Annotated in this window: 11 protein-coding genes; 5 read left to right on the top strand and 6 right to left on the bottom strand. The window is 68.6% G+C overall.

Features of this window, described 5'->3' with window-relative positions; translation table 11 throughout:
• Window positions 1–26: 26 nt before the first annotated feature.
• From ACH4VX_RS11740 to ACH4VX_RS11725, 4 genes are all read left to right on the top strand, one after another.
• The gene (locus ACH4VX_RS11740) at window positions 27–1,115 is read left to right on the top strand and encodes an SPASM domain-containing protein (RefSeq protein ID WP_398367201.1); all 1,089 of its coding nucleotides are present in this window, start codon (window positions 27–29) and stop codon (window positions 1,113–1,115) included.
• 22 nt (window positions 1,116–1,137) lie between these two features.
• Window positions 1,138–2,205: a hypothetical protein gene (locus ACH4VX_RS11735; protein WP_398367200.1), complete on the top strand. Its 1,068-nt coding sequence runs from the start codon at window positions 1,138–1,140 to the stop codon at window positions 2,203–2,205.
• Between the two features lie 186 nt (window positions 2,206–2,391).
• The gene (locus ACH4VX_RS11730; protein WP_398367198.1) at window positions 2,392–3,636 is read left to right on the top strand and encodes a hypothetical protein; all 1,245 of its coding nucleotides are present in this window, start codon (window positions 2,392–2,394) and stop codon (window positions 3,634–3,636) included.
• 45 nt (window positions 3,637–3,681) lie between these two features.
• Window positions 3,682–4,062, top strand: a complete 381-nt coding sequence (locus tag ACH4VX_RS11725; protein ID WP_398367197.1) for a phosphomannose isomerase type II C-terminal cupin domain — start codon at window positions 3,682–3,684, stop codon at window positions 4,060–4,062.
• Here the strand turns inward: ACH4VX_RS11725 and ACH4VX_RS11720 are convergent.
• Window positions 4,032–5,123 carry a MupA/Atu3671 family FMN-dependent luciferase-like monooxygenase gene (locus ACH4VX_RS11720; RefSeq protein WP_398367196.1) on the bottom strand — a complete coding sequence of 364 codons (1,092 nt, stop codon included), beginning with the start codon at window positions 5,121–5,123 and terminating at the stop codon, window positions 4,032–4,034. The genes ACH4VX_RS11725 and ACH4VX_RS11720 overlap by 31 nt on opposite strands.
• Before the next feature lie 182 nt (window positions 5,124–5,305).
• Here ACH4VX_RS11720 and ACH4VX_RS11715 point away from each other — a divergent pair, with 182 nt between their 5' ends.
• On the top strand, window positions 5,306–6,286 hold the full coding sequence (locus tag ACH4VX_RS11715; protein WP_398367194.1) for a phosphotransferase family protein: 981 nt from the start codon (window positions 5,306–5,308) through the stop codon (window positions 6,284–6,286).
• Window positions 6,287–6,524: 238 nt separating this feature from the next.
• Here ACH4VX_RS11715 and ACH4VX_RS11710 read toward each other — a convergent pair whose 3' ends face one another.
• The 5 genes from ACH4VX_RS11710 to ACH4VX_RS11690 all read right to left on the bottom strand — a co-directional run bounded on the left by ACH4VX_RS11710 (window position 6,525) and on the right by ACH4VX_RS11690 (window position 13,302).
• Window positions 6,525–8,339, bottom strand: coding sequence for a cellulase family glycosylhydrolase (locus tag ACH4VX_RS11710; RefSeq protein WP_398367193.1), 1,815 nt, complete (start codon window positions 8,337–8,339; stop codon window positions 6,525–6,527).
• 4 nt (window positions 8,340–8,343) lie between these two features.
• Complete coding sequence (locus tag ACH4VX_RS11705; protein ID WP_398367191.1) at window positions 8,344–9,534, bottom strand: DegT/DnrJ/EryC1/StrS family aminotransferase; 1,191 nt, start codon at window positions 9,532–9,534, stop codon at window positions 8,344–8,346.
• Complete coding sequence (locus ACH4VX_RS11700; protein ID WP_398367190.1) at window positions 9,531–10,580, bottom strand: glycosyltransferase family 4 protein; 1,050 nt, start codon at window positions 10,578–10,580, stop codon at window positions 9,531–9,533. Before ACH4VX_RS11700 ends, ACH4VX_RS11705 begins: the two co-directional genes overlap by 4 nt.
• Before the next feature lie 91 nt (window positions 10,581–10,671).
• Complete coding sequence (locus tag ACH4VX_RS11695; RefSeq protein WP_398367189.1) at window positions 10,672–11,850, bottom strand: hypothetical protein; 1,179 nt, start codon at window positions 11,848–11,850, stop codon at window positions 10,672–10,674.
• Window positions 11,851–11,976: 126 nt separating this feature from the next.
• On the bottom strand, window positions 11,977–13,302 hold the full coding sequence (locus tag ACH4VX_RS11690) for an MATE family efflux transporter (protein WP_398367188.1): 1,326 nt from the start codon (window positions 13,300–13,302) through the stop codon (window positions 11,977–11,979).
• Window positions 13,303–13,333: the final 31 nt, after the last annotated feature.

Below are 13,333 nucleotides of genomic sequence, written 5' to 3'. Positions count from 1 at the left end.
TCCACCCCCCTTGGAGAGAAACGCCCATGTCCAATACGCTCACCCGCTCCCCCAAGGCAGGCCCGTCCTGGCTGGTGCTGCAACTACTCGAGCGATGCAACCTGCGCTGCCACATGTGCTATGAGTGGGGTGACGGAGGGTCCTTCCACGTCCTGCCGGAACTCGCCGAGCTCGACGTCGACCTGGTTCTGCGCACCCTTGAGGAGTGCCGGCCGGTCCGGCCGTACGTCGAGCTGTTCGGCGGGGAGCCGTTGCTCTACAAAGGAGTCTGGCGGGTCATCGACGCGATCCACGCCGGCGGGAGCCAGCTCGTCTTTCCCACCAACGGAACGACGCTGCGCAGCCACGCTGACCGGCTGGTGGCCGACCGTCACATCAGGGTGTGGGTATCCGTGGACGGGCCGCGCGAGGTCAACGACGTGCAGCGCGGCGCCGGGGTCTTCGACAAGGCCATGGCCGGGATCGACGCGATCGACAGCCTCAAACGCCGCCGCGGTGTGAGGTTCCCCGAGATCGGCATCACCTACCTGGTCACGCCGGACAACGCCGCACACATCTCGGAGTTCTTCAAGGAGATCGACCTGAGCAAGCTCGGCGCCGTGAGCCTCGAATTGCAGAGCTTCGCGACGGCCGAGATGCACCGGCACTACGGACGCGTGGCCCGCGACAGCTTCGGTATTCCGGCGGTACGGCACTCGGCCCCCTATATCCGCAGCCCTCAGTTCTTCGAGTCCATCGATGTAGAGGATCTCGTCCGGCAGATGACCGACGCGCGGGACACGTGCGAGCAGGCAGGCGTGAAGTTCTTCTCCCGGCCGGCGGCGCTTGAGGTCGAGACCGTCGGGGCCTACCTGCGCGCCGACTGGACCGCGATGAAGGACTTCCACGAGCGCTGCGCCGTCCCGTGGCGCTACGCGGAGATTTCGGCGCGCGGCGACGTCACGACCTGCCACACGTTCTACGACATACCGCTCGGGAACATCCACGAATCCTCGCTGCTGGACATCTGGCAGGGAGAGCAGGCCACGAAGATCCGTAAGCACCTGCGCTCCTCGTTGTGGCCCATCTGCCCCACCTGCACGCGGTACTACTCGCTGGAAACCCACCCGGTCTGACGAGGACGAATTAACGAGGACGATGAATATCGCATTGACGTCCGGAGTGGCACTGGGGACGTACATACCCGGGCTGTTGCTCGACCGGGCCCTGTCAGCCCGGGAGTTGCCGAGCAGGGTGTACGTGCTGGAGAAGTACTTCCCCGACGAGGCCAGGAAACGCATTCAGATCGCGAAGGGCCGGTACAGCCGCGACTACCGGCTGGCGAAGGCGGCTCACGCGCTGGCCACCGACCACACGGAGCTGATCACGCCGGAGACGCTCGCCGCGCTCTTCGACGAGTGGGACGCGGCCGAAGTGGGCTCGGTCACCGTCCTCTCCGGGTTCTGGACGGAGATCGTCGCGGCATACGTCGACCGGCGTCCGGACGTCCTCGTCGACGTATGCCATGTAGACGCAGTGCCCTCCCCGTCGCATCGCCACGCGGCAGAGCTCACCGGCAGCACGCACACGTGGCTGCTCGACGCGCGGACGAACACGTTGAACGAGACGATCCCGGTGACGAGGGCCGGGGCGCGGCTCCCCTGGGAATCGCGGTCGATCGGTTTCCTCGCCCACGGCGGCGGATGGGGCATGGGGACCCATGCGGCCGCCGCCTCGCGGCTCGTCGCGGAGGGGCAGTCGGTGAGCCTGATCCTGCCGGAACCCTGGAGCGACCCGCCGGCCGGGCTGAGCACGTACCACCAGGACCCCAGCTGGGAGACCAGTCCGGGAACGGCCTTTCCGCGACTGGTCGCGGGTCCGGACACGGTCGCCCCATCGTTCGGCTCCCGGGAGCACTGGGCCGACACGTTCGAGCTGACCCGGCGCAGCCGGGCGGTGGTCAGCAAGCCGGGCGCGGGCACGCTCATCGACTCGCTCAACGCCGCGACGCCCGTTCTGTTCACGGAGGCGCTGGGCGGCTGGGAGCTCGCCAACGAAAGGGTCTGGTGCGCGCTCGGGTTCGGGATGCGCCTGTCGGAGTGGCTGGACAAGCGTGATCCGGCGGTACTCAGGGCCATGCACGAGCGCCTTCACGCGGCACGCGACGGGGTAGCGTCCTATCCGGACCGTATCGCCGCCCGGGGAGTCGGGCGGCGAAGCCACTGATGGTTCGGGGGTGCGGCGGCCATCGCGCGTTGATGTACCGCAGTGTCCACGCGGGTCAAGAGATTGATGATGCGGCGAGGGAAATTGATGGCCGTCGGCAACAGTGAATCGCACAGCCTCTTGCTCCGGGGGACCGAGCAGGGCCCGATGCCCCTCACCTGGGGGCAGGGGAACATGTGGGACAGCATGACCGCTCTCGGTCCGTTGTCGGACCGTCTCAATATCTCGTGGCCCATCCGCTCGTTGAAGGACGGCATCAGCGTGTCCGAGGCGTTCGACCGGCTCCGGGTAATGCTGTCCTCACTCGACATCTTTCGCGTGTCGTTCGATACGGAGCGCGTGCGGCAGGCCTTTCAGCCCGAGGCCCGTATCGAGATCCGCGTGAACGAGGCCCAGGCCGACGCGATTCCCGTGCACCACGGGTACAACACGCGGAAGGATCCGGCCTGCGCGGAGCTGGCGAGCAGGGCGTTCGCCATGGACGAACCCCAGATCCGCCTGGGACTGCAGCACGTCGGCGGAATCTGCACACAGATCAACGTCGCGATGTCGCATCTCGCGTTCGACGGCGGCGCTTGCCGTCCGCTGGACCGCCTGATCCGCGACGCGGTCGAAGGGCGCGAAACCCGTGCCCCCGGAATGCAGACCGCGGAACTGGTCGGACACGAGCAGTCGGCCCACCAGGTGCGCAGAAGCGACTCCGTGATCGACAGCTGGCTGGCCTCGTCCTCGAGGCTGCCGCCCGGCGGCGGCCTCAGGTCGATGGCGCCCGGCGCGTTCTCGGTGACGATTCTCCGGTCGCGGGCAGCAGCGGTCGCCGTCGAGGCGCTCGCCCTGCGCCACGGGGTGAGCACGAGCGGCATCGTCGTCTCCGCGCTGACGAGAACCATCCGCCGGCACGTCAACAGCGAGCTTTCCGCTCTTCTGCTCGTCTGCAACAACCGGTCGCATCCAAAGCTCACGGACTTCGTAGGCCAGACGATCGGGAACGGGCTGCTCGTCCTGCCGAGCGAGAATCGCGGCGACCAGTTCGCCGAATACGCCAAGAACATCTACGCCCGCACGATCCTCACGTACAGCCGCGCGCGGTACGACTGCATCAAATGGCGTCACGCACTCACCGAGCTCACGGCGAAGGGGCTCGCGACCGACCTCTCGTACTACTTCAACGACGTGCGCAGCGATCGCGGTGCATGGGCGGGCATGGAGAGCGGGCTGCCGGATCTCGAGGGCCTGCTCGAAGAGTCGTCCGTCACCACCGTCAGCCGACGCGATATGGGCGATGCCACCCTCTTCGCCGATCTCGGCAACGACGGCGACGAGCTGATCCTGCAAGTGGTCTGCGACGACACGCGGATTCCGCCGGCCAACGCCGTCTCAGCGCTTGCCGCGCTGGAGAACCTCCTCGTCGCCGAGGCCCTGGAAGCCTGAACTGAGCGCGGCCGAACGGTTGAGCACGAGCCAGGAGCTGAGAGCATGCGCGACGAAGCCACCGAGCCGGAGATCCACCACTGTCCGGGGCCCTACGGCGTTCAGGAGCGGCTGACGCTGAACACCGAATCGACCGTCGAGTTCATCACCATCGATCCGGGGCAGGGGGTGAGTCTGCACCGGCACGCGAAACGCGACGAGCGGTGGACTGTTCTGGACGGCCCGCTCGACGTGCAGATCGACGATCGCGCGTGGACGGCGGCCACCGGCGAGCGCATCCGGATTCCACGCGGCCTCGCCCATCGCATCCAGAACCCGGGCGATGGGCCGCGCAGGTTCCTCGAATTGTCCCTCGGCTTCTTCGGCGAAGAGGACGTCGAACGCCTCGAGGACAGCTACCGTCGGCTCGCCTCCACGAACCGCTGAGCCCTCCTCCTGTCCACCACGGCACGCAACTCGTCGAGACGCGCCAATCCACTCAGCGCCGCGTCGACCGGCACGCCGAAGTCGATGAGGCACGCGATCTCGTCGACGCCCATCTCTTGCACGCGCTCCACGACGGGAAGCGCGTCCGAGACCGCGCCGAACAGGCCGTCCGAGGTGAGATAGCGCTGGTAGGCACCATCGACGGCGGCCGGAGCGAAGGTGGACCTGGCCCAGGCCCGGGCCCGCTCCTCCGCGGACGGCCGCCCCGCGGCGGTCCCCTTGCCTGCGGTCGACCCGGTCGAGCGCAGGTTCAGATCCAGCGCGGACATCAGATAGCGCCGCAGCGGCTCACGCACGAGGCGCTCCACCGACTCGAGATCCTCGCCGAGGCAGGTGTGCAGCATCAGGACGACGTGTCCGCGACCCTCGCGCCCCGAGTTCGCGTAGGCGCGCCGATATGCCGTGACGTTCTCCGCCAACGACTCCATGCTCTGCGTGAGCAGGTTCGTCAGCACACCGACACCGACGTGCCCGGCGGTCTCGAACGTGCCCGGGTTGCCGCTGCTGGTGAGCCACAGCGGAATCTCCGCCTGCACCGGCGGCGGGTAGACCCGGTACTCCGGTTCGGCGCCGAAGGCCTCGCCCCGCCAGAGCTGACGAAGGGTCTCGACGGCGGCCACGGTGCGTTCCCGGCGGTCGGCGTAGGCGTCCGGATCGAAGAGGAAGTCCCGTGGGTTCCACCCGGAGGCGAGCGCGACGCCGGCCCGGCCGTGGGAAAGGTTGTCCACCATGGCCCACTCCTCGGCCACCCGCACCGGATGGTGCAGCGGCAGCACCACGCTGCCCGCCCGCACCCGCACCCGCGAGGTCACGGCCGCCACCGCCGCGGCCGTCACGGACGGGTTCGGGAACAGGCCGCCGAAGCGGTGGAAGTGCCGCTCGGGTGTCCAGACGGCGGCGAGCCCGTGCTCGTCCGCGAAACGGGCGCCGTCCATCAGCAGCCGGTAGCGATCGCCTTCGGCTTCCCCGTCGTCGGCGAAGTGGAACAGGCTGAAGTCCACGGTTTCCCCCGTCAGTGGTCTGACGCCAAGGCTCGGATAAACCACGCATAATGTGCGCCCGGATCGTCGCCACGTTAGCAATCAACGACGTCGAGAGACCAGCAGCAAGGCGCCCCCGGGGGGCCCGAGTGCACAACTGCGCCCTGGTGCTACCGTCCGATCATGCTTGGGGCGGAGGATTGATGGAGAGCATCACAAAGAACCGGCAGCCCGTTGAGGTACTTCGCACCATGGTCGCCCACGCCTACGGCCCGGAAGAGGTGTGCGACGCGGGCGAGGACTGGGTCAGCGAACTGAGCGACGGCTGGTTCAACGTGGCCTACCGGATCCGGCTGCGATCCGGCACACAGGTTGTCCTCAAGATCGCGCCGCCACCGGATGTCGAGGTCATGACCTACGAGCGCGGCGCCATGGCCACCGAACTGAAGGCTCTGCGGCTGATCCGGGAGCACACGAAGGTTCCCGTGCCGGAGGTCGAGTTCGCCGATCGGACCCATGAGGTGTGCGACGCCGACTACTTCTTCATGACGTACATCGATGCGGACAACCTCCACGTCATCAGGGACACCCTGACCCAGACGCAGATCAACGCGTACGACGAGGCGCTCGGCGCGATCACCCGCGAGCTCAACACCATCCCCGGCACCGCCTTCGGCCCGCTGGCCGGACCGGGCGAAAGCACGTGGCGTGCGGCCTTCCTGCGGATGGTCGAGGAGCTGCTGGGCGACGGCAAGCGACGCAATGTCGTCCTCCCGCACGGCTACGACGTGATCCGCGAAGTCGTGGCCGCCCACGCCGATTCGCTGGACGAGGTGACAGAACCCCGGTTCGTCGAGTGGGACCTGTGGCCGGGCAACTGCATGGTGCGTGACGGCCAGGTCGTGGCGATCGTCGACCACGAGCGGGCGTTCTACGGTGATCCGCTGATGGAGTTCGGCTTCACCGCGAGTGAGTCGGCCGCGTTCGGGGACGCCACGGCTTTCATCCGCGGTTACGGCCACCGGCCGCTCACCACCACCGAGCGGACCCGTCGACGGCTGTACAACCTGCACCTCGCTCTGATCCAGATCATCGAGACGGACTTCCGGGCACACACCGGCACCGAGCAGTACGACTGGGCGTACGAGCGACTGCAGGAGACCGTGGCCCTGCTTGGCGAGTAAGGAACAGAGACGGTCTCCTCGACGCTGCGCGGCCACGGAGTGCGAGAACCCTTCGGAGCCCGATGAGGGAGCGCGGCGGCCGGAGAAGGTGGATCCGGGGCAGCCCGGCGCACATCGCCGCGGGGCCACCCGCACACCACCCGTCAGCGAAGCCGCCCTTCTCGCCCAGGCCCTTTCCCAGTAGCACTCCGGAGACACCGCAGCGGCACCGAATGCCGCGAGGACCGTCCGCGAGCCTTCACCCCTCCCGATCGAGCGTGCCCAGCCGGTCCACCACGCGCCAGCCCTTCGCTTCGAGGGGAGGACCGTCGTCCGGGGCGGTCACCGGTGTGTCTCCGTGGTTGACCAGTATCGCGACCGCTCGGCCGTCGCGCTGTCCGACAAGGACCTCAAGGTCCGGGTCGGCGTCCGGTACGAGCGGGGAAACGCCCGCCACCTCGGCAAGACGCTGATAGAACCGATGCGGCACACCGGACGTCAGGCGGCCCGGTTCGTTCAACTGCTGCTCGAAAGGTGCGTTGCAGAAAAGGATTTGGCCATGGCCGATGTCGTTGGCCACCAACGCGGGTGTCCCGTCCGGAAAGTGAGCCAGCACCCTGGCCGTGGTGGTGCGCATGGTCGTCGGCCGACAGGATGTCGCACTCCATCGGATCGGCCAGCTTTCGTTCCCCCAAAGCAGTTCGGTCTTGCCTTCCGGCAGGCCGAAGTCGACGATCTCCGCGCCGATGAGCTCCGTTCCCGGGAAGGCGTGCAGGTGATCGCCGAGGGAGAGGTAGACAGTGGCGCCACGGTGGGCGGCCTCCGTCATCCGCTCCAGGTCGGTGATCGTGAGGCGGCTGACCGACGGGTACAGAACGAGTTGCCGCCCGACCGTGTCGGTCGTGGTGATGTCGACCTCCAGGTGAGCACGCCGGGCCAGCAGATATGCGTGGAAGATTCCTGTCATGGCATCCGCGCCGTCGAGGTAGGTGCTCCCCCGGTGGCGTACACCCTCGGTGAGACAGAGCGAGACGGGCGCCCGGGAGAAGGTGATCGACAGCTCCGCCGCTCTTGCGAGGACCTCGGCGTACCGCCGCATCGTCGGTTTGGGCGTCCCGTCCAGGCGGTGCAGGCCCACCATGCGTTCCGCCGGCCGGTCCCGGTAGGGGGCCCGAGTGGAGGCGATGTCCTGCCAACACCAGACGAACACCCCGGCCGCCCCGTTCGCCAGTGCGGAAGCGGCCGCTGCGCCCAGGTACGCCGCCGCGGTGGTCTCGTTCACTCCGTAGCTGCCGAGTTCGTCGACGAGGACGACCCCGTAGGCCATGGCGACGCGCACCTGGAAGGCGGTCAGGCTCGTCGCTTTGTACGACAGGGTGGACTCGATGGATCCGGGCGCCCAGGTGGGGAAGCCATGGGTGCCGATCAGGTCCAGGCCGGTGCTGTTGTCCGCACCGTACGGGACTGGGGCGAAGACGCCGGACGCGTCGTTCGCCTGGAGCACCGGGAGACCCGGTGCCTGCGAGCGCACCACCGCGGCCAGCCGTTCCTGCCACTGCGCCACGTCGGCCCGGGTCAGCGAGCGCGCGGCCACCGGGTCGATGTTCCACAGTTCGTCGCCGAGGTCGACGGCGAGGACGTTGGCGTGGTGGCGCAGCCGGGCCGCGACGGCCCCGGCCAGTGTCTCCTGTGCCGCGAGCAGTTCGGCATCGTGCCAGGGGCTGCGACCGGCCCGCCACGGCAGGTCGAGAAGTTGGCCGTTCATCCACACCGTCAGCAGGGAGAGCAAGCAGTTCAGCCCCTCTTCGGCTGCCATGGCCAGCACCGCGTCCAGGCGTTGCAGCGCCTGCTCGCTTACCACGTGCGGCTCGGGCTGGAAGTCACGCCAGAACAGGAAGAGCCGCACGGAGTTCAGGCCGGCATCGGCCATCCGGTGGAAGTCTGCCTTGATCGTCTCCGGATCCCAGTCGACCCAGATGTCACATCCGGCTCCGCTCGGATGGTAGTTGACGCCCAGTGCCAGAAACGGCTCACCGTCTTTCCGGAGACGACCGTCACGAACCGTGAATGCCATCGCCTCACCCTCCCGTACGCGGATACAGGGCCGTCGAGAGTGAGTCCACCACGTATGCGACGTCCTCGTCCGACAGACGGCTGTGCAGCGGAAGCGAAAGCAGGCGGTCCGCGACGGACTCGGTCACGGGCAGCGACTCCCGTGCCGCCGCGGCGGCCCGCCAGCTGGTGTCGCCGGAGCGGTAGTGCCGCAGCAGGTGTGTGGGCGGATAGTGCACAGTCGTCTGCACCCCGGCCTTGCGTAACCTGTGCTGCACAGCGTCACGGTCTGTACCCGTAGGGAGCAGCACGGCCATGAGGTGGTGTGCCGAGTCTCCGGCGGCCCGTTCGGCCGGCACCTCGACTTCTGGTATCCGGGCCAGCAACTCCCGGTAGATCACCACCAGTTCGTGCCTGATCCGGCGGTCCTCGGACAGCCGACGGTGCTGCACCCGACCGATCGCCGCGGTGATCTCGGTGGGCCGGTAGTTGAGGCCGACGCCGGTCACGTCATAACCGAGTGCCGAGCCGTGCGCACGTTCCCAGGTGGAGCGGGACACGCAGTGCGAGCGCATCGATCTGACGCGGTTCAGGAGTTCGGAGTCCTGGGCCACTACGAGTCCGCCCTCTCCAGTCGTGAGATTCTTCGTGGCGAAGAAACTGAAGCAGCCGACATCTCCGACGGTGCCGAGGGCCGCGCCCGACGGGAGATGCACCATCGGCGCATGTGCGGCGTCCTCAACGACCGGCACGCCATGCGCCCGCGCCACCGCGGTGATCTCCTCCACGGCGGCCGGATGGCCGCCGTAGTGCATCACCACCACCGCCCTGGTGCGGTCGCCGATCAGTCGCTCGACGTCGGCGGGCGCCGCAGTCAGGTCCTGCACGGACCGCACGTCGGCGAAGACCGGAATGCCGCCGTGCAGCGCTGTCACCGCCGCGGAGGCGACGAAGCTGAGGGACGGAATCACCACCTCGTCCCCCGGGCGCAGGCCCAACGCGAGCAGAGCCAGGTGCAGAGCAGCGGTTCCGCTGCTGACCGCCACCGCGTCGTGGACACCGAGCGCCTCGGCCAGTTCCTCTTCGAAACGCCGGGTGACGTCGCCCGCCGACAGCCAACGGCTGTTCAGCACCTGCGTCACGGCGTCGATCTCGGCTTGGCCGATGGTGTTGTCCGCGAGGGTGACGCGGAAGGCGGGCGGTGTGCTCGTGGTCATGAGTGGGCTCCGCTCGCCCACGCACCGCTTGCCGCGTGGTAGCCCTTCGCCACCACGGTGGCGACCCTTTCCCAGGACATCGCGTCCGCCACGCGGCGACGGCCCGCGGCGCCCAGCCGTCGTCTCAGTTCTTCGTCGCCGAGGAGTCTCAGTAACGCTGCCGCCAGGTCCCGCGGCGTTCGCCGCGCCACCAGGCCGTCCACCCCGTCACGTACGACGTCGGCCACGCCCGGGAAGTCCGCGCTGACCACCGGTCGTCCGCACGACCACGCCTCGGCGAAGACGAGCGGGAACAGGTCGGCGCCCGTGGGCAGACAGAGCACGTCGGCGGCCGCGAGAGCGTCATGCTTGGCCAGTTCCTCCAGGGGGCCGACATCGATCAGACGCCGGTCGTGGCGGGAGCTGATGTCGTCGTCGCCGCCCGGGCCGGCGAAGACGAACGTGGCGTCGGAAAGGGTGCCCCAGACGAGCGGTGCCGCATCCAGGAGTACTGAGTGGCCCTTGCTCGGAACCCGGCGGCCGAGGAAGAGCACCATGGGACCGGTGATGCCGTACCGGCCGCGGAAGCGTTCCGGGTCCGGCGTACCGGTCAGATCCGGTGCCTGCGGGATGTACAGGATGTCCGCGCTCGGCCGGGCGACCGCCCTGGTCTCCGCTTCCTCCTTGGCGTTCATGACGAAGACGACGTCGGCCTCACCCAGGCATCTGCGGCCGAGTTCGGGATCGGGCCAGACTGTCGCCGCCGATGCGGGCGTCAACACCAGCGGGACGCCGCACCGGCGTGCCCACTCCCGCCCCACCTCCACGAAGGCCGGCCGGGCGAGGTCGTAGGCGTGCACCACGTCGGGGTGCCACCCCGGCTCGGGGGCTCCGAGAGGCCGGTCGCCGATCCCGGTGGCAAGTGCGCCGGGCCGATCGGCATCGGTGATCACGGCGATGTCGTATCCGCTACGCGCCAGTTGGTGCGAGGTGCGCCAGGCCATTCGCGTCGCACCCGCGTAAGTGCCCGCGCCGTAGCCGCCGAACGTGACAAGGACCTTGTGCAACTCGGTTTTCCCTTCGCCGCTCTGTCACTCCGCCACCACGTTCGTGGCCGCGGACCTGCTGAGCATCGGATTCCGGCCCGGAGCGACATCCCTACTGGCCGTCGGCACTTGGCAGGAGGGGCAGTGATCTGCGGTCCCTGTCCCGCTGTACCGCGTCCCATCGGTCGGCGATCTCGACCAGCCGGTCCCGGTACACCGGATCCCGCGGGGACGGTTCCAGCATCCGGTCGGTCCGGGCGGGGCAGTCGCAACCGGACCAGCCCAGCGCCGGGCTGAGCGTGGCGGCGGACGGTTCGAGCCGGAACGCCTCCAACACGTCGACGAGTACGGGACGGCATGCGGTACAACCGTCCGGCCGGGACTGGATCACACCCTCGAGACCCGGGTTGTACCACGAGATGTCGAGGTCGCGGCTGCGCCCTGTGGCTTCTCCTTCCGCCGCGCACTCGGCCAGCACCCGGATCAGCATCCACAGCGTCGGTGCCTCCCACAGGCCCTGCCCGTGCGCCCAGCCGAGCAGGGTGCCCGTCTTGGCGCTCAGGGGGAAGACCATCTGTGTGGTGAAGCCGGCGGCGCGCGTACCCCGTACGCTCGCGACCGTGTCGGTGTAAGCAGCGGCGTGCGTCAGTCCGAGTCCACCCAGCGTGATGTTGGCGATCACGTCGAAGCCGTGCTCGGCGGCCAGCCGCACCGCACGCTCGTAGGCCTGCTGCGGTGACGGCTTCAGGTGACACATTCCACGGATCGATGTGCTCCACGACTCGACGCCGAGTTCGACGACGACCTTCGTCGAACGGGGCAGCGCCGCCCCGATCTCACCGAAGATCTCGGGTGTGCACAGCTCGGGCCGGCTCTCGAAGGCGAACGCGGCCGGTTTGTGCCGCGCGACCTCGGCGAGCACCGACGTCAGCAGCTCGCGCGGCACCTCCCGCGGGTCCAGCAGACTCCCGGAGGGCGACACGTAGATGAAGGCGTTCTCCGGGACCGAGGTCATGCGCCATTGCAGCGCCCGGGCGATGTGGCGGGGGTCGATGTCCGGACCGACGCCGTAGTTGCACATGCTGCACTGGCCGGCCCTGTCGAAGGTGCAGCCGCGGGTCCGGAACCAGAACTGATACATCTCCCCCACCCGGCGCGGATCACCGGCGAGGGTGGTGAACCGGCGCAGCACGACATTCTCGGTGGCGCCGAAGGGGGGCCGGTCCGCACGGATGTGCTTGTTGATGGAGGTCAGTCTGGTGCGGAGCCGGCGATCGGTCGTGCTGTGCACGGGGCGCCTCCTCAGGTCGGCGAGTCCATTGCGTAAGCCCCACTGTCCGTTCGTTTGTCAGTCTTCAGCACCCGGCAGCGGGCCGGACACACCTCGTTGGGGCATAGCCGGTCGGTGCGGGAGATGTCAGCGGGCCCGGCGAATCAGATGCCGCGCGCAGTACCAGCAGGTGGCGAAGCCGACGATGTTGCCCGCGGCGAGCAGTCGCGCCAAGGTGGTGCTGCCGACCGGCGGCGGCAGACAGAGAGCGACCGCGAGCAGTACCGCGAAGTAGGCCATGTTGAGTGTGAACGCCGCCGAGGCCCTGCCGATCTGCTCGAGATACGTCAACAGGGCCAGTGTTCCGCCGAACAGCGCGAAGGTCGGGCCGGTCCACAGGAAGTAGTCGGCCGCGATCGCGGCGATGGCCTGGTCCGAAGTCAGCATTCCGGCCAGCGGGTGCCGCAGCAGGTACGCCAGGGCGCCGATGACCGCGTATGCGGGGAGAGCGACCTGTACGGTCGCGGTCAGGCCCGCGCTGTTGATCGGCCGACGGTCTTCTCCCGGGCGCAGGTTCACGGCGACAGCCGCACCGGACCCCACCGCCAGGGCCACCACCGTGAAGAACGAGGTCGCGTTCTGTCCGAGACCGAAGCCCGCGATCTCGGCCGTACCGGCGTCACGCAGCACCCACAGATAGCCGAAGTTGACCGAGGACAGCAAGAGGAACGTCGCCGCCACCGGCGCGCCGAAGGAGCGCAACTCAACTACCGCATCCCGCCTCAGCCACGGTTTGGACACCTGGGGAAGGTGCTCACGCAGCAACACGCCCGCGACCGCGCCGACCACGGCGCCGGCGACCAGCGTGCCGATCGGCACGGCCAACACCCCCAGTCCGGTCACGGCATTCAAGGACGCCGTCGCGGCCATCGTCAGCAGGGTGAACCCCACCGACAGCAGCGAGGACGCCCCCGCGCGGCCCATGCCGCGCAGCGCCGCGCCGCCCACGTACGGCAGCAGGCTCACCACGCTGGTGAGACACACCGCGACCACGAAGGCGACCACGCCGGACCGGTTCCGCGCCTCCACCCCGAGGACGCCGAAGACGACGTCCGATCCGGCGGCGAACACCGCTGCCGTGAGCAGCAGTACACCGCCGCCCACCGCGATATGGGTGGGTGACGACCGCAGCACGTCACGACGCCCGTTCCGGGTCGCGATCCCGGCCGAGACCTGCGCGGCGACCACCAGTCCCTCGGTCACCGCGAGCACGAGGAATCCCACTGGGGCGTAGATGGCGCGAATGTACAGAGCCTCGCTGCCCAGTCGGCCGAGAAAGGCCAGAGTCCACACCTGCAGCACCAGTCCCGCCAGCAGTCCCACCAAGATCGAGCCGGAAAGCCGGACGGTCTCACCGATCAGGGACGGCTTGCGGGCCTGTGGTGCGCTGTCCTTCCGGGTCAACGCAGCCATGGGAGATTCTTCGGAGACAACTGGGCACGAG

This window comes from Streptomyces sp. NPDC020731 (assembly GCF_044334705.1).
Classification (GTDB): Bacteria; Actinomycetota; Actinomycetes; order Streptomycetales; family Streptomycetaceae; genus Streptomyces.
This window is presented reverse-complemented; position numbering and strand designations above follow the sequence as displayed.

What these genes read in the sequence shown, in the direction of transcription:
- ACH4VX_RS11705 (WP_398367191.1), bottom strand. Translation starts at nt 9,534, where the DNA reads ATGACCACGAGCACACCGCCCGCCTTCCGCGTCACCCTCGCGGACAAC.
- ACH4VX_RS11730 (WP_398367198.1), top strand. Translation starts at nt 2,392, where the DNA reads ATGACCGCTCTCGGTCCGTTGTCGGACCGTCTCAATATCTCGTGGCCC.
- ACH4VX_RS11725 (WP_398367197.1), top strand. Translation starts at nt 3,682, where the DNA reads ATGCGCGACGAAGCCACCGAGCCGGAGATCCACCACTGTCCGGGGCCC.
- ACH4VX_RS11735 (WP_398367200.1), top strand. Translation starts at nt 1,138, where the DNA reads ATGAATATCGCATTGACGTCCGGAGTGGCACTGGGGACGTACATACCC.
- ACH4VX_RS11690 (WP_398367188.1), bottom strand. Translation starts at nt 13,302, where the DNA reads ATGGCTGCGTTGACCCGGAAGGACAGCGCACCACAGGCCCGCAAGCCG.
- ACH4VX_RS11740 (WP_398367201.1), top strand. Translation starts at nt 27, where the DNA reads ATGTCCAATACGCTCACCCGCTCCCCCAAGGCAGGCCCGTCCTGGCTG.
- ACH4VX_RS11715 (WP_398367194.1), top strand. Translation starts at nt 5,306, where the DNA reads ATGGAGAGCATCACAAAGAACCGGCAGCCCGTTGAGGTACTTCGCACC.
- ACH4VX_RS11710 (WP_398367193.1), bottom strand. Translation starts at nt 8,339, where the DNA reads ATGGCATTCACGGTTCGTGACGGTCGTCTCCGGAAAGACGGTGAGCCG.